The 15,849-nt window shown below is 64.9% G+C and carries 13 protein-coding genes; all 13 read right to left on the bottom strand.

Annotation, left to right across the window (positions count from 1 at the left end; genetic code table 11):
* Nucleotides 1-76: 76 nt before the first annotated feature.
* Entirely contained in the window at nt 77-991 is a 915-nt protein-coding gene (rfbD, locus tag LLJ08_RS20420) for a dTDP-4-dehydrorhamnose reductase (RefSeq protein WP_101276559.1), read from the bottom strand.
* A complete protein-coding gene (rfbC, locus tag LLJ08_RS20415; protein ID WP_023445790.1) occupies nt 988-1,533 on the bottom strand; it encodes a dTDP-4-dehydrorhamnose 3,5-epimerase in 546 nt (181 codons plus the stop codon). Before rfbC ends, rfbD begins: the two co-directional genes overlap by 4 nt.
* Nucleotides 1,530-2,402 (bottom strand): glucose-1-phosphate thymidylyltransferase RfbA, encoded by an 873-nt coding sequence (rfbA, locus tag LLJ08_RS20410; protein WP_014822145.1) that lies wholly within the window; start codon nt 2,400-2,402, stop codon nt 1,530-1,532. The genes rfbC and rfbA overlap by 4 nt, the downstream gene beginning before the upstream one ends.
* Nucleotides 2,399-3,469: a dTDP-glucose 4,6-dehydratase gene (gene rfbB, locus LLJ08_RS20405; RefSeq protein WP_228207835.1), complete on the bottom strand. Its 1,071-nt coding sequence runs from the start codon at nt 3,467-3,469 to the stop codon at nt 2,399-2,401. Before rfbB ends, rfbA begins: the two co-directional genes overlap by 4 nt.
* A gap of 214 nt (nt 3,470-3,683) precedes the next feature.
* The gene (locus LLJ08_RS20400; protein ID WP_228207834.1) at nt 3,684-4,811 is read right to left on the bottom strand and encodes an ABC transporter permease; all 1,128 of its coding nucleotides are present in this window, start codon (nt 4,809-4,811) and stop codon (nt 3,684-3,686) included.
* Between the two features lies 1 nt (nt 4,812).
* Entirely contained in the window at nt 4,813-7,554 is a 2,742-nt protein-coding gene (gene rbbA, locus LLJ08_RS20395; protein WP_228207833.1) for a ribosome-associated ATPase/putative transporter RbbA, read from the bottom strand.
* The gene (locus tag LLJ08_RS20390; protein WP_101276551.1) at nt 7,551-8,627 is read right to left on the bottom strand and encodes an HlyD family secretion protein; all 1,077 of its coding nucleotides are present in this window, start codon (nt 8,625-8,627) and stop codon (nt 7,551-7,553) included. The genes rbbA and LLJ08_RS20390 overlap by 4 nt, the downstream gene beginning before the upstream one ends.
* A 117-nt stretch (nt 8,628-8,744) precedes the next feature.
* Nucleotides 8,745-9,371, bottom strand: coding sequence for an ABC-type transport auxiliary lipoprotein family protein (locus LLJ08_RS20385; RefSeq protein ID WP_228207832.1), 627 nt, complete (start codon nt 9,369-9,371; stop codon nt 8,745-8,747).
* Nucleotides 9,368-10,306 carry an MlaD family protein gene (locus LLJ08_RS20380; protein ID WP_041015484.1) on the bottom strand — a complete coding sequence of 313 codons (939 nt, stop codon included), beginning with the start codon at nt 10,304-10,306 and terminating at the stop codon, nt 9,368-9,370. Before LLJ08_RS20380 ends, LLJ08_RS20385 begins: the two co-directional genes overlap by 4 nt.
* Nucleotide 10,307: 1 nt before the next feature.
* Nucleotides 10,308-11,093 carry an ABC transporter ATP-binding protein gene (locus LLJ08_RS20375; protein WP_228207831.1) on the bottom strand — a complete coding sequence of 262 codons (786 nt, stop codon included), beginning with the start codon at nt 11,091-11,093 and terminating at the stop codon, nt 10,308-10,310.
* A complete protein-coding gene (locus tag LLJ08_RS20370) occupies nt 11,090-12,238 on the bottom strand; it encodes an MlaE family ABC transporter permease (protein WP_031297882.1) in 1,149 nt (382 codons plus the stop codon). The genes LLJ08_RS20375 and LLJ08_RS20370 overlap by 4 nt, the downstream gene beginning before the upstream one ends.
* Nucleotides 12,239-12,365: 127 nt before the next feature.
* The gene (locus tag LLJ08_RS20365; protein WP_228207830.1) at nt 12,366-13,502 is read right to left on the bottom strand and encodes a catalase family protein; all 1,137 of its coding nucleotides are present in this window, start codon (nt 13,500-13,502) and stop codon (nt 12,366-12,368) included.
* A 26-nt stretch (nt 13,503-13,528) separates the two neighbouring features.
* Nucleotides 13,529-15,400: a di-heme-cytochrome C peroxidase gene (locus tag LLJ08_RS20360; protein ID WP_228207829.1), complete on the bottom strand. Its 1,872-nt coding sequence runs from the start codon at nt 15,398-15,400 to the stop codon at nt 13,529-13,531.
* Nucleotides 15,401-15,849: the final 449 nt, after the last annotated feature.

Genomic DNA, 15,849 nt, shown 5'->3' with positions numbered 1-15,849 from the left:
GTTCAGCGTCGCTTATCGAGCTGGCCGGATCGGAGCAGAGTGGCAGAGGCAGCCGTGAGGCCTAGCCGCTGTTGCCTCAGCGACCGGCTGCAGCGGTCTGGGGCGCGTTCGCCGCATCGAAGTGCCGGGATTGGGCAATACATTCGTGCAGCGCGGTTTCCCAGTCCGGCAGGCGGATGCCCCAGTCCTGTTGCAGGCGTGCGCAGTTCAGGCGGGAATTGAGCGGACGCTGGGCGGCGGTCGGGTAGTCCTTGGACAGGATCGGCGTGATCTCGGCGCGCAGGCGGCCCTGCTGGCGAAGCTGCTCGGCAATGCTGCAGGCGAAGCCGTACCAGGAGGTCTCGCCGCTGGCGGTGAGGTGATACAGACCGCTGGGGCCCGCTTCGCCTGCACTTCGCTTGCGTACCATTTCTGCCGTGGTGCGGGCGATGGTGGCGGCCCAGGTCGGCGCGCCGATCTCGTCGCTGACCACTGACAGCGCATCGCGCTCCTGCAGCAGGCGCTGCATGGTCAGCAGGAAGTTCTTGCCGTGCTGCGAGTAAACCCAGCTGGTACGCAGGATCAGGTATTCGCCGCCGACCGCCTGAATCGCTTGTTCGCCGGCCAGCTTGCTCGCGCCGTAGACGCTAAGCGGTTGCGGTACGTCCGCTTCGCAGTAGGGTTCGGCCTTGCGACCGTCGAACACATAGTCGGTGGAATAGTGGATCAGCGGCACGCCAAGACGTGCAGCCTCTTCGGCGAGCACCTGTGGCCCGCGTGCGTTGACCGCGAAGGCCAGTTCACGGTGGCTTTCCGCCGGATCGACGGCGGTGTAGGCCGCCGCATTGATGATCAGATCCGGCCGCAACAGGCGTACTTGTTCGCGAACCTGATCCGAGTCGGACAGGTCCAGTGCGTTGTGCCCAAGCGCCAGCAGCTTGCCGGCGCCCGCCAGCTCCAACTGCAGCTCACGGGCGAGTTGCCCCTTGCTGCCGGTGATCAGGATTTTCATGGAAACAGCTCCGCATCGCTGAGGCGCTTGCCAGCCTGGTCCTTCGCGGACAGTTGTGGTGCTTCGTCGAACGGCCATTCGATGCCGAGCTCCGGATCGTTCCACAACAGGCTGCGCTCATGCTCCGGCGCGTAGTAGTCGGTGGTCTTGTAAAGGAACTCGGCAGTTTCGCTGAGCACCACGAAGCCATGCGCGAAACCTTCGGGGATCCACAGCTGGTGCTGGTTCTGCGCACTCAGGTGAGTGCCGAACCAGCGACCGAAGCTCGGTGAGCTCTTGCGCAGATCGACAGCGACGTCGAACACCTCGCCGGCCACCACGCGCACCAGTTTCCCCTGCGGCTGCTGGATCTGGTAGTGCAGACCGCGCAGCACGCCGCGCTGGGACTTGGAGTGGTTGTCCTGGACGAACTGGCGCTTGAGCCCCGTGGCCGCTTCGAAAGCGGCCGCGTTGAAGCTCTCGTAGAAGAAACCGCGTTCGTCGCCGAAGACCTTGGGCTCGATGATCAGTACGTCGGGAATGCTGGTTTCGACGACCTTCATGCGTCTTCACCCGCCAGTTTGAACAGGTACTGCCCGTAACCGGTCTTGCCCAGAGCGTCGGCGCGGCGCAGCAGCTGCTCGCGATCGATCCACTTGTTCTGGTAGGCGATCTCTTCCAGACAGGCGACCTTCAGACCCTGGCGATGCTCGATGGTCTGCACATACTGCGAGGCTTCCAGCAGGCTGTCGTGGGTACCGGTGTCGAGCCAGGCGAAGCCACGGCCGAAGCGCTCGACGTTGAGGTCGCCACGTTCGAGGTAGGCCATGTTGACGTCGGTTATCTCCAGCTCGCCGCGTGGCGAGGGCTTGATCGACTTGGCGATCTCGATGACGTCGTTGTCGTAGAAGTACAGGCCGGTCACCGCGTAGCTGGACTTCGGCTTCTTCGGCTTCTCTTCGATGGACAGTGCCTTGCCGCTCTCATCGAAGTCGATGACGCCGAAGCGCTCCGGGTCCTTGACCCAGTAGCCGAATACGGTAGCGCCGCTTGGCTGGGCGGCGGCGCGCTGCAGCTTCTCGGTGAAGTGCTGGCCGTGGAAGATGTTGTCGCCGAGGATCAGGCACACCGAATCGTCACCGATGAACTCTTCACCGATCAGGAACGCCTGGGCCAGGCCATCCGGCGAGGGCTGCTCGGCATAGCTGAAGTTGACCCCGAACTGGCTACCGTCGCCCAGCAGGTTCTTGTACTGAGGCAGGTCCTGCGGGGTGGAAATCAGCAGGATGTCGCGGATGCCAGCGAGCATCAGCACCGAAATCGGGTAGTAGGCCATCGGCTTGTCGTAGATCGGCAAGAGCTGCTTGGATACGCCAAGGGTGATGGGGTGCAGACGGGTGCCGGAGCCTCCGGCGAGGATGATTCCTTTCATGCGTTCTCCAGGGCGCCAAGGCGCTCGCGTTGATAGCTGCCGTCCTGAACACGACGGCACCATTCGAGGTTTTCCAGGTACCACTGCACGGTCTTGCGCAGGCCGGTCTGGAAGGTTTCCTGCGGCACCCAGCCGAGTTCACGCTCGATCTTGCTGGCGTCGATGGCGTAGCGCAGGTCGTGGCCCGGGCGATCCTTGACGAAGGTGATCAGGTCTTCATAGCGAGCAAGCCCGGCAGGCTTGCTCGGCGCCAGCTCTTCCAGCAGTGCGCAGATACCGCGCACTACCTCGATGTTCTTCTGCTCATTGTGGCCGCCGATGTTGTAGGTCTCGCCGACCACACCTTCGCTGACCACCTTGAACAACGCGCGGGCGTGATCCTCGACGAACAGCCAATCGCGGATCTGCGAGCCATCGCCGTAGACCGGCAGTGGCTTGCCATCGAGGGCATTGAGGATCACCAGCGGGATCAGCTTCTCGGGGAAGTGATACGGGCCATAGTTGTTCGAGCAGTTGGTGATCAGCACCGGCAGCCCGTAGGTACGCTGCCAGGCGCGGACCAGGTGATCCGACGAGGCCTTGCTGGCCGAGTAGGGCGAGCTGGGCGCGTAGGGTGTGGTCTCGGTGAACAGGTCGTCGACGCCATGCAGGTCGCCGTAGACCTCGTCGGTGGAAATGTGGTGGAAGCGGAAGGCCTCGCGCCGCTCGACCGGCAGGCTCTGCCAGTAGGCGCGGGTGGCCTCGAGCAGTTGATAGGTGCCGACGATGTTGGTCTGGATGAATTCGGCCGGGCCGTCGATGGAGCGGTCGACGTGGGACTCGGCGGCCAGATGCATGATGGCGTCCGGCTGGAACTCCAGCAGCGCCTCGCTGACCCGCTCACGATCGGCGATGTCGGCCTGGATGAACTGATAGCGCGGGTTGTCTTCCACGGCTGCCAGTGACTCCAGGTTGCCGGCATAGGTCAGTTTGTCCAGGTTGAGCACGCTGTGCTCGGTATCGAGAATGAGATGGCGGATCAGTGCGGAGCCGATGAATCCGGCTCCGCCAGTAACGAGAATGCGCATAGTGATGGGGCTTCCTTGGCGCGCTGTCGAGCGTCAGGCTCTTAGCATGTCGGCACGATAGACCGGCCACTGATACAAAAATTCCCGAGCGCTTCGGGGCGTTGGGTAACCGTGTAGTTACCAACATAAACACAGGATGCTGGCGTGATGCCATAAAGCTCTGGGCTAGAGCGGTTGGCCTGGCGACGCGAGCGTATTGAAGGAAGCGTAGCCGCTAGCGCAACGACACCCGTAGTCGCGATAGCGCGCCAAGAAAGAACACCGTACCGATCACGCCCAGCGCGAGCAGCTGTGGCCAGACGATGGACGGGCCGGCGCTGCGGAACAGGATCGCCTGCGCCAGTTCGACGAAATGCGTGGTGGGCGCCACCAGCATGATGTTCTGCACCAGCTCGGGCATGCTCTCGCGCGGCGTCACCCCGCCGGAGAGGATTTGCAGCGGGATCAGCGTGAGGATCACCAGCAGGCCCAGCTGCGGCATGGAGCGCGCCACCGTGCCGAAGAAGATGCCCATGGAGGTGGCGGCGAACAGGTGCAGCGCCGCGCCGCCGGCGAACAGCCACAGCGAACCCTGAATCGGAATATCCAGCCAGCCTTCCACCACGAAGCGCAGGGCGAACGCCGCTGCGGCCAGCACCACCAGGCCCATCGCCCAGACCTTGCCGAGCATGATTTCGAATGGGGTCACCGGCATCACCAGTAGGTGTTCGATGGTGCCGTGCTCGCGTTCGCGGATCAGCGCCGCGCCGGTAAGGATGATCGCCAGCATGGTGATCTGGTTGATCACCTCGTTCACCGCGCCGAACCAGGCGCGGCTGAGGTTGGGGTTGAACGCGGTGCGCACCACCGCTTCGACCGGCAGTGCGTCGCTGCTGCGGTAGCGACGGACGAACTCGGCGGTCTCGCTGGCGATGATCTGCTGGATATGCCCGGCGCCGGTGAACGCCTGGCTGACCTGGGTGGCATCGACGTTGAGCTGGATGGTCGGCTGGCGGCCGGCGAGCAGGTCCTGCTGGAAGCGCGGCGGAATGTTCAGGGTGAAGGTGTAGAGGCCATCGTCCATGCCGCTGTCCATTTCCTGCAGGCTGATCGCTTTCGGCTCGATGAAATAGGGCAGTTGAAAGGCGTTGATGATGCGCAGTGAGGCTTGCGAGCGATCCTCGTCGACCACCGCGATGCTCGCCCGGTGCGGTGCCTCAGGCACAGCGGTGGCACCTTCGTAGATGGCCAGGGTGAACGAATAGATGATCAGCACCAGCATCGCCGGGTCGCGGTAGAGGCTGCGCAGCTCCTTGAGGCCGAGCTGGAAGATGTTGCCGAGTTTGCGTCGCAGGCCGCCCATGTCATTTCTCCTGCTTGCGCAGGCCGGCGACGCTGAGCAGGGTCAGCAGCGGGATCGCCAGCAGCATGGGAATGAAATAGGGGTACAGCTCGGCCAGCCCGAGCGACTTGGAGAATACCCCGCGGCTGATGATCAGGAAGTGGCTGGTCGGGTAGAGCTTGCCGATGAACGCGCCGGCGCCCTCCATCGCCGAAACCGGGTGGATCAGTCCGGAGAACTGGATGGCCGGCAGCAGGGTGACGATTGTGGTGCCGAAGATCGCCGCGATCTGGCTGTTCAGGATCGACGACATCAGCAGGCCCAGGCCGGTGGCGCAGGTGACGTAGAGCAGCGCGCCAAGGCAGAGGGTGAGGATGCTGCCCTTGATCGGAATACCGAAGACGAACACCGCCAGCAGCGCCAGGGTGGCGAAATTGAACATGCCCAGAGCGATATAGGGCAGTTGCTTGCCGAGCAGGAATTCCAGGCGGGTGGTCGGCGTGACGTAGAAATTGGTGATCGAGCCCAGTTCCTTTTCGCGCACCACGCCGAGGGCGGTGAGCATCGCCGGGATCATCATCAGGAGCAGCGGGATCATCGCCGGTGCCATGGCTGGCAGGCTCTGCACGTCCGGGTTGTAGCGATAACGAATGGCCACGTCAGCCGGTGCCAGCTGCCCGTCGACGCCCGCCTCGCGGGCCAGCTGCTGCAGGTAACTCAGGTGGATGCCTTGCACATAGCCCTTGATGGTGTCGGCGCGCATCGGCATGGCGCCATCGATCCAGAACGCGACTTGCGGCACGGCGCCGCGCTTGAGGTCGCGGCCGAAATTCGGCGGAATCTCCACGGCCAGGCTGATGTCGTTGCTGCGCATGCGCTGATCGAGCTCGGCATGGCTGGCCAGCGGCGCCTGCTCGATGAAGTAGCGCGAGCCGGCCATGTTCAGCAGGTAGTGCTGGCTGGTGGTGGTCTGGTCGCGGTCGAGCACGGCGTAGGTCAGGTTCTCCACGTCGAAGCTGACCCCGTAGCCCATGATGAACATCAGCAGCACGCTGCCGAGCATCGCCAGCGTCGCCCGAATCGGGTCGCGGCGCAGCTCCATGGCTTCGCGGCGGGTGTAGCTGAGCAGGCGGCGCATGCTGAAGCGGGCCGGGCGGCCGCTATTGCCTGTCGGCTGGGTGGGATTTCCCGTTGCGGCGGTTGTCGCTGCCGGCTGGTCGGCGGCATGTGCGGCGGCGGCCTCTTCAAGGTAGGCGATGAAGGTCTCTTCCAGCGTCGGCAGGCCGCGCTTGGCCATCAGCGCCTGCGGCGTGTCGCTATCGAGCACCCGTCCGGCATGCATCAGCGATATGCGGTCGCAGCGCAATGCCTCGTTCATGAAGTGGGTGGAGATGAAGATGGTCACGCCGTCCTCGCGCGACAGCTGCACCAGCAACTCCCAGAAGCCATCGCGGGCCACCGGATCGACCCCGGAGGTGGGCTCGTCGAGGATGAGGATTTCCGGGTTGTGGATCAACGCCACGGCCAGCGACAGGCGCTGGCGCACGCCCAGCGGCAGGCTGCTCGGCAGGCTATCGGCATCGCCGGTGAGGTCGAAGCGGGTGAGCATCTCCTGCACGCGCGGCCCGCGCCTTTCGGCCGGCAGGTGAAACAGTCGTGCATGCAGGTCGAGGTTCTGCCGCACCGTCAGCTCGCTGTACAGCGAGAAGGCCTGGGACATGTAGCCGACGCGTTGGCGGGTCTGCATGTCGTGCGGGTCCACCGGTTTGCCGAACAGCAGCGCCTCGCCCTCGCTGGCCGGCAGCAGGCCGGTGAGCATCTTCATGGTGGTGGTCTTGCCGCAGCCGTTGGAGCCTAGAAAGCCGAATATTTCGCCGCGGGAGATGCGGAAATTGACCTGGTCCACCGCGACGAAATCGCCGAAGCGCATGGTCAGCCCGTGGGCCTCGATGGCAATGCTGTCACTGTGCGGCTGTGGCGGAATGACCAGTTCGCGATGCTGGCTGCGCTTGGCTTCCGGCAGGAGGCGGATAAAGGCTTGCTCCAGCGAGTCGCTGCCGGTGCGCGCCAGGAGCTCGGCCGGTGTGCCGGTGGCCAGCACCTGGCCGGCGTCCATCGCCACCAGGTGATCGAAACGTTGCGCCTCATCCATGTAGGCGGTGGCGACCAGTACGCTCATCTGCGGGCGCTCGGAACGGATGCGCTCGATCAGCTCCCAGAATTGCGCGCGCGACAGCGGGTCGACGCCGGTGGTGGGCTCGTCGAGGATCAGCAGGTCGGGGTCGTGGATCAGCGCGCAGCAGAGGCCGAGCTTCTGCTTCATGCCGCCGGAGAGCTTTCCCGCCGGGCGCTCGACGAACGGCGCGAGGCCCGTGCTGCGGGTCAATTCGGCGATGCGCCAGTGGCGCTCTTCGGCGTCCTGGCCGAACAGCCGGCCGAAGAACTCGAGGTTCTCGAACACCGTCAGCGTAGGGTAGAGGTTCTTGCCCAGCCCCTGGGGCATGTAGGCGATGCGCGGGCAGACCGCGCGGCGGTGGCCGGCATCGCCCATGTCGCCGTCGAGTACCTGCACATGGCCCTGTTGCAGCTTGCGCGCACCGGCGATCAGCGCCAGCAGGCTCGACTTGCCGACCCCGTCCGGGCCGATCAGGCCGACCATGCAGCGCGCCGGCAGCGACAGGCTGAGGTTGTCCAGCGCGCGGGTCTTGCCGTACTGCAGGCTGACTCCGCTGATCTCGGCGACCGGGGCAGGGGACTGGTTCATTGGCCGACATTGATCTGCAGGTGCGCCGGCCATTCGGCGTCAGCGTCAAGCTTCAGATAGGCCATTCCGGGCAGCCCGGTCTTGACCTGCTCCATATGTTTTCTCAGGAGTTCCGGGTCGATCCGCGCCTTGACCCGGAACATCAGCTTCTCGCGCTCGCTCTCGGTTTCCACTGTCTTCGGCGTGAACTGCGCGACGCTGGCGACATAAGTGACCTTGGCGGGAATCACGTACTGTGGCGCCGCATCGATCACCAGGCGCACCTCGCTGCCCATCGCCACCCGGCCGGCCTGGCGCTCGGGGAGGAAGAAGGTCATGTAGACGTCGGCCAGGTCGACCAGATTGAGCAGCTTGCCGCCGGCGCCGAGTACCTCGCCCGGTTGCGCCACGCGGTACTGCACGCGCGCCACGCGATCGGTCTTCAGTTCGCTATCCGTGATGTCCGCCTGCAGCCGCACCACGCTGGCCTGTGCCGCCTCCAGCGCAGATTGCGCTTCGATGACCTGGGACCTGGCGGCGGCGATGCCGGCATCGGCCGAGAGCACCTGCGAGCGCGAAGCAGCCAGCGCAGCCTGCGCGCTTTGCATGGCGGCGAGGTCGTCGTCCAACTGCTGGCGCGGCAGGGCGTTGCGGCCGACGAGGGTAGCGGTGCGCTGGTGGCGTTTCTGCGCCGCGGTCAGTTCGGCGCGCCGCTGCAATACCACTGCCTCGGCGGTGGCCTTCTCGCTCTCGCGCTGGGTGACCAGCGCCTGGGCGGTGAGGATGGCGTTTTCCGCCTGGCGCACCTGGGCGCGGGCCTGGTTGAGCTGGGCGTCGAGCACTTCGGTATCCATGCGCGCGATGACCTGGCCCGGCTGGACGAAGTCGCCCTCGTCGACGGTGATCTCGCGGATGCGCCCACCGAGCTTGGTCGCCACATCGATCTCGGTGGCCTCGATCCGGCCGTTGCCGCTGGCAAAGCCCTCGCCCAAGCCATCCGTGCGCAACTCCGACCATGCCAGCAGGCCGATTACCACGAGCGCGACGAGCGCGAACAGCACCCGTCGAAGATTTTTCTGGGCTGGCGCTTTCATGGGCGTTCCTTACGTGAAGCGATAGTTCGCATGCTAAGCGATTGCCCTGAAGGTTACGCTTAGCCTGAGTCAATAAAACTGCGGTTCAGCGCCTTTAATCGACTTTTTCGCCGGTTTTCACTGCGCGGGATGGCTTTTTGCTACCGCCACGACCCAGCCTTGCAACTGCTGACTCAGCTCGTCGCTGGCCTGGGCGAAGGCATCTACGACGCTTTCCAGTTGTGGGCTGTGGGCGGGCTGGAGAATGTCGAAGCGGCGGCTGGCGAGAATCCGCTGGTCAGCGGTCGAGGCGAGCTGCGCGTCGAGACGGATCCGCACATGAGGGCGGCCGTCGATGTACTCGCTTTGAAACGCCCTCAGATCGCTGAACAGCTCCAGCTCGGCGAACAGGTTGCTTTCCTCGTTGCTCACTGCCGCTGCCTGCCCGCCTTGCCTGAACTGCTCGACCAAGCGGTCGCGCAGTAGCGTCGGTGCCGCATCGCCCCAGCGCGCGCCCTGATAGCTGCTGATCTGGTTGCCGTTCGGCACCACGGCGATGCGTGGCCCGGCAAGGATGCGGCTTGCATGGGGGGTATGAATACGCAGTGCCTGGCGCAAGGTGCCAGTGGACTGATTTGCCGGCACGTCGCCGGTCGGCAGCAGAAACACCCGGATTGGTTCGGCGTCGGGCAGCAAGGTGCAGGCCGAAAGCGTGCCGAACAGCGTCGCGAGGGCGAGGGGGCGGAACAGCGCTAGGCGGCTCATGGGGTGAACTCCTGAATCTTCTCGCGGCCGAGGAGGAAACCGCTCGGATTGTCTTCGAGGCGCTGGGTGACGCGACGCAGCGCGCCGAGGGTGCCGCGCAGTTCGTTGATCGCCGGGCCCAGATCGCTGAAGCCTTGCAGGCCGTTGTTCAGCGCGCCCTGGTTGTCGGACAGCAGCGAGTCCAAGCGCGAGGTGGCACGCTCCAGCGCGCCCATCGATTCACCCGCGCTGCTCAGCAGTTGGCGTCCTTCATCGTCGATCAGGCCGTTGGCGTTCTGGGTCAGGCGGGTGATTTCCTCCAGCGCAGTGTTGGTCCGCTGGCCCAGTTGGGCGAGCTGGGTCAACGCTTCGCTCAGATCGCCACGCTGTTCGGCCAGCACGCTGGTCGCCTGCTCCAGATTGGCCAGGGTGCGACCGATGCGACCGGCATTGTCTTCGGAGAGCATCAGGTTGGCGCTGCGCAGCAGGTTGTTGATGTTGGTCATCAGGTCTTCGCCGTTCTCCAGCAGCGCGCTCAGCGGCGATGGGTCGGCGATGATCAGCGGCGGCTCGCCGCGCTTGCCCTCCAGCGGCGGACTCTGCGGCGTGCCGCTGTGCAGCTGGATGATCATGCTGCCGGTGATGTTGGCCAGCGCCAGGCGGGCGCGGGTGTCCTGCTTGATCGGCGTGCCGGAATAGACGCGGATGCGCGCCCGCACCTTGCGCGGGTCGTCCGGCTCGAGCCACAGCGCTTCGACGTCGCCGACCTTGATGCCGCTGTACTCCACAGAGCTGCCGTTGGACAGCCCGCTGACCGCGCGATTGAAGCTGATCTCGTAATAGTTGTATTCGCGATCCATGCTCGACTTACCCAGCCAGAGGGCGAACAGCAGGGCGCCGCCGACTGCCAGGACGGTGAACAGGCCGATCAGCACGTGATGGGCGCGGGTTTCCATGTCAGTTCTCCTGCAAGTCGGCAGCCTGTTGAGCCGCCCGGCCACGTGGGCCGTGGAAGTAGTCGCGAATCCAGGCGTCGTCGGTGGCTTCCACCACCTCCAGGCGATCGGCCACCAGCACGCGCTTGCGCGACAGCACGGCGACCCGGTCGCAGATGGTATAGAGCGTATCCAGATCGTGGGTCACCAGAAACACGCTGAGGCCCAGCGCGTCTCGCAGGGTCAGGATCAGCTGGTCGAAGGCTGCCGCGCCGATGGGGTCGAGGCCGGCGGTGGGCTCGTCGAGAAACAGTACTTCCGGGTCCAGCGCCAGCGCGCGCGCCAGGGCGGCGCGTTTGATCATGCCGCCGGACAGCTCGTCGGGGTACTTGCAGGTGGCGTCCGCCGGTAGGCCGGCCAGCGCCAGCTTCAGCCGCGCCAGGTGCTCGGCATCCTTGCGTTCGAGGCCGGCGTGCTCGATCAGCGGCAGGGCGACGTTCTCCTGCAGATTCAGCGAGGTGAACAGTGCGCCACGCTGGAACAGCACGCCGAAGCGTCGTTCCAGCTGTGAGCGGCGCTCGGCCGACAGTTCCAGCAGGTTCTCGCCAAATACCGTTACGCTGCCGGCGTTGGGCCGGCGCAGGCCGACGATGCTGCGCAGCAACACCGACTTGCCGGTGCCAGAACCGCCGACCACGCCGAGAATCTCGCCACGGCGGATGTCCAGGTCGAGATTCTCGTGCACGGTCTGGCTGCCAAAACGATTGACCAGTCCGCGTACCTGAATCAGCGAGTCGTTGCTCGTCACCAACCCATCTCCATGAAGAACAGCGCGGCGATGGCGTCCAGCAGGATCACCATGAAGATTGCCTGGACCACGCTGGAGGTGGTGTGCTCGCCCACCGACTGCGCACTGCCGCTGACCTTGAAGCCTTCCAGACAGCCGATCACCGCGATGATGAAGGCGAATACCGGGGCCTTGCCCAGCCCGACCAGGAAATGGCTGACGGCGATATCGCGCGCCATGATGTTGAAGAACATCGTCGGCGAGATGTCCAGCGCCAGCACGCACACCACCAGCCCGCCGGCGATGCCGCTGAGCATGCCGACGAAGGTCAGGATCGGCAGCGTGATCAGCATCGCCAGCACCCGTGGCAGCACCAGCAGCTCGATCGGGCTCAGGCCGAGGGTGCGGATCGCGTCGATCTCTTCATTGGATTTCATCGAGCCGATCTGCGCGGCAAAGGCGCTGGCGCTGCGTCCGGCGAGCAGGATCGCCGCCAGCAGCACGCCGAACTCGCGCAGGAAGGAAAAGCCCACCAGATTGACGGTGTAGATAGTCGCCCCGAAGTCGGCGAGCACGGTCGCGCCGAGAAAGGCCACCACCGCGCCGACCAGAAAGGTCAGCAATGCGACGATCGGCACCGCGTCCAGCCCGGTCTGTTCGATATGCACGGCCAGTGAGGTCAGCCGCCAGCGCCGCGGTCGCGGCAGGGTCAGCAGCAGCGTCTGCAGGGTCAGGCCGATAAAGCCGAGCAGCATGCGCTGCTGCTTCCATACCGCAGCGACGGTGCGACCGACGTGGGCCAGTATGTCGCCGAAGGCATAGCCACGCGGCGGCTCGGCGGCATCCGGTTGATCCAGGGCGCTGGCAACGGTGCGCAGCAGCGCCAGGCGTTCGGCCGGCAATTGCGGCGCCCAGGCTTCAATGGCGGCGATCCGCTCGGGTCCCAGCAGTTCCACCAGCAGGCCGGCGCCTGCCGTATCCAGTGCACCCAGCCCGCTCAGCTCGATCTGGCTGCGCTCGTCGATCCGCGCCCTGAGCCGCTGCACCTCACGACGCAGCGCTGCGTAATGGGCGAGGGTCCAGTCACCGACGATGTGCGCCCGCAATGGTGAAGCCCCTGGATCGAGGGTCACCGAACCGGGAGACGAGGACAGGGTGGCGCTCATCTTCTGCAAACGGGTGCCTATGTCGGGCGATGGAGTCCCGATTGATGCTAGCAGGGCTCTGCCCGGCAAGACAGGACCGGGTGGCCCGTGGTCGGCAACGGCCGGCGGATGAACCACGACGGTCGCGTCAAAGTGCGCCGTTACGCTCGAGCCGATAGCTGCTGATCGCCTCGTACACCGCCTTGCGCAGCCGATTGATGCCGCCGATGGGGCGATGCTCCGGCAGTGCGTGCCAGGGGTTGAAGCTGAGGTTGTCGCAGGCGAGATTCTGCTCGGGGCTGTCGAAGTCCTGCGGCGGCAGGCGGATGTCGGCGACCGTCTCGAATGGCGCGATGGCTTCGTCCCACTCGATGCTGGTGTCCTCAATGGGCATGTAGTGCTCGGCGTTCTGCCGCTGCACCTGCAGGGCGAAGCAGGCGGGCGCGCGGTCGAGGGACAGCTGCTGGTAGAGCGCACTGCGCAGGAAATTCGGCAGGTCGCGGTTCTGCTCGGGCAGCTGGTAGGTCGGGCAGTTCTCCGGCGTCGGGATGACCCGGTACTTGATGTTATGCGGGCCGAACTTGTAGGGCGCCACCGAGCTGTAGGTGGTGGCAACCGGGCTTTGCGGTGCAGGCGCCAGGGTCTGCAACGCGATAAACAGATGGCGCAGCTCCCAGCTGCGCGGATCAACGCTCGGGAAGAACGCCAGCGCCTTCTTGCCCTGCGCCTGGGCGGCGAAGTTGCTGCGGTATTCGGCAACGTCGCGGACGAAGAACACCGGGTGGTTGAACATCACGAAGTCCTGCTCACTGGCGTGGCGCGGGTCGCGGCTGAGCTTTTCCCCCGGCACGTCGAGCAGCTTGATCGCCATACCACGCGCGTCCCGGATGCGGTCGAACTGCGGATAGGCGTTGCCGTTGGACAGTCGCACCCAGGCCTGCCAGGTCTTGCCCGGTTCGCTGAAAACGCCCTGGCGCAGCGTCGGCTCTAGGTCAGCGCGCACGCTAACCTCGGCGCGCACGCAGCCGTGGGCCTTGGCATGGGCGTCGCGCAGCACACGGGTGTTCTCGCTGTGCTGCTCCACCACGGCAATGGCGTCGGCGATGATCGCCTGGGTGTCGGCCGCTTCGCTCGGCGCGATGACTTCTCCGCTGGAGACGGGGCCACGATGGGTGAGGTGAAAGTGGACGGCGGCAATCGCCCAGCCTGCCAGGCCCACGGCGGTGGCGGCGAGCAGCAGCCGGCCCAGCAGGCGACCGATCCAGAGCCAGAGTCTTGTCAGCATGAAACAGATCCTTGTGCGGGGGCAGGTCAGGGGCAGCTTGGGCCGGGGTTGTGGGGGCGCGCCGGCAATTCCTCGAGGCGCGGTTCGACGCGGGGGTCGCCGAGCACCTTGAGGTACTCGACCAGCGCCCAGCGCTCGTGCGGTGCCAGTGCCCGCCCGATCACGCCGTTGCCACGGCAGCCGGCGCGGAATTCATGGCCGCGGTTGCTGTTGCCGGTGATCGCGGTATCCAGCAGAAAGCCACCGTCGAAGCGCTCGGTGCGGATACCTACGTGCTGCGGATCGTATTCGCGACTACCCACCCAGAACTGCTTCTGCCGTTCGGCGACCGGCGACAGCAGCTGGAACAGGGTGGGGACCGAGCCGTTGTGCAGGAACGGCGGCGTCGCCCAGATGCCGTCCAGCGGACGTGCCTTGTAGCTGCGCAGTTCCTGCACGCCAATCGGCAGGCCGAAGCCGTCGAATTCCGCGCGTTCGGCCTCGCCGATGCCGGCGTCACGGTAGGCGCGCTCTTCGACGTAGGCCGTGATATAGGCCAGCCCCTTGGCGCTGGACAGGCTGGCGAGATCGAGCGGGCCGGCTGGCGCGCCATACAGCTGCACATCCAGACGATCCAGCTCGTCCTGAGTCCAGCCCAGACGGGTCAGGTCGAAGCGGTGGTCGGCGATATTGTCGGCCGTGGTCGGATCGGTACCGACGAAGGAGGTGGGGATCACCTTCATGCGCCACTCCGGGTCGCGCTCGGCAGCGAAACGCTTGTCGACCGGCTTGGGCCTGGCGTCGTGGCAATGCGCGCAGTTTTCCTTGTACAGCGCGCGACCGAGGCTGGCCTGCGTGAGATCGATCGCGCCCAGCACGTCTTCGGGCCAGCGGGGCGGGGCCAGCTGCATGAGCGTGGTTTCCAGCCTGTGCAGGTCGCGTACGCGAACGCCCGATGCGTAGCGCTCGGCTTCGGCGACGGGCTGGCCGTTCTCATGCAGCAGCCGCAGCGTGGCGCCAACACCCAGCGCCTCGCCGATATTGCGCGCCATCGGCTGCATGGCCGAGCCGTTCCACTGCACCCAGTCGAACTTCCAGATATCCCACAGATGCGGGTAGCTCACCGGCGCGTTGGCCACGCGGTAATTCGCCGGATCGATGGTGTCGCCGAACACGCTGTTGGCGATGCGACCGAACGCATCGGTACGACCGAAGCCTTCTTCGGTAGGGTAGAGCCCGCGGTGCCAGTCGTTGTAGGCGGTGCCGAGCAGACGGTTGAGCACCTGCTTGAAGTCGTGGCGCAACTGCGCGCGGTCCTGCTCGTAGCGCTCGCCCAGCACCTGCTCGGCGAAGCGACGGAACTTGAGCGGGTTGTAATAGGTGAAGGCCATGCTCATGCCCAGCGCCTGGCCAAAGGCTCCACCGCGCAAGGTCGGCACGGTGGAGGCCAGCGAATGCATCGCCGCGCCGCCGTCGATACGAATGGCCTGATCCCCATAGCGCAGCTCGCCGGTGTGGCAGGCCGCGCAGGTCACATCCAGATAGGCGCGACCGGTCTCATCATCCTCGTGGCGGGCAAAGCCGACTGGCAGGTTGCCGGGGTTCAGCGCGGTGGCTTGCTGTGCGGGATCGACCAGAAAGCCGAAGCGCGCGAGGTAGTCGGGCGTGGCGAACCTGTCCCGGCTGAAGGGCAGCTCCAGCGCACGGAACCAGTCGTACTCCAGTCCTTTAACCTGGGTGCCTTGCGGCGTGTAGTAATAGGTCTGCCGCTGCGTGGTGTCCCACTGCTCCAGATAATGCAGCGCTTCGGGCGCTTCGTATTCTGGAAGGTTCGGGTAGGCCACAAAATACAGCCCGACACCCACGGCCAGCACAGCCAACAACAAGACAGCCCCCAGGGCTCGGCGCAGCAATCGCATCGGTACATCCTTGTAGCGTCATGGCGAGTGCGCTTTTATGGCAGGGTTGTGGGGTGATGGCAATAAGATGTCGTATGTTTTGCACCACAGGCAACAAGTGGTCGCCGCTTTAGGCAATTATTCAACGTCCAGCAGGTTTCCGCGCACGGAGGCTGGAATGCATGAGATATAACTTAGGTATTTTGAGTTTTTCTTCACTAGGATGCCGTGCTCGGGTATTTGGACGTCAGTCACTCTGTTAATTGTGGATATAACCGTATACGAGTAGGAGCTATTGGTGAACGTGACAGAGTTACTCAGTTCGCTGCCGGTCGCGTTACCTATTGATATGTAAACCTCATCCACCAATCTATTTAATTCAAGGTCGGGTGTGCGGCCCGGATGCCCAAATTTATAGCTGATCGTATTGTTCTGTTTATATAACTCTAGGGTTTTGTCGGATTTCGATT

Source organism: Stutzerimonas chloritidismutans (genome assembly GCF_020783375.1).
GTDB lineage: Bacteria > Pseudomonadota > Gammaproteobacteria > Pseudomonadales > Pseudomonadaceae > Stutzerimonas > Stutzerimonas kunmingensis.
This window is presented reverse-complemented; position numbering and strand designations above follow the sequence as displayed.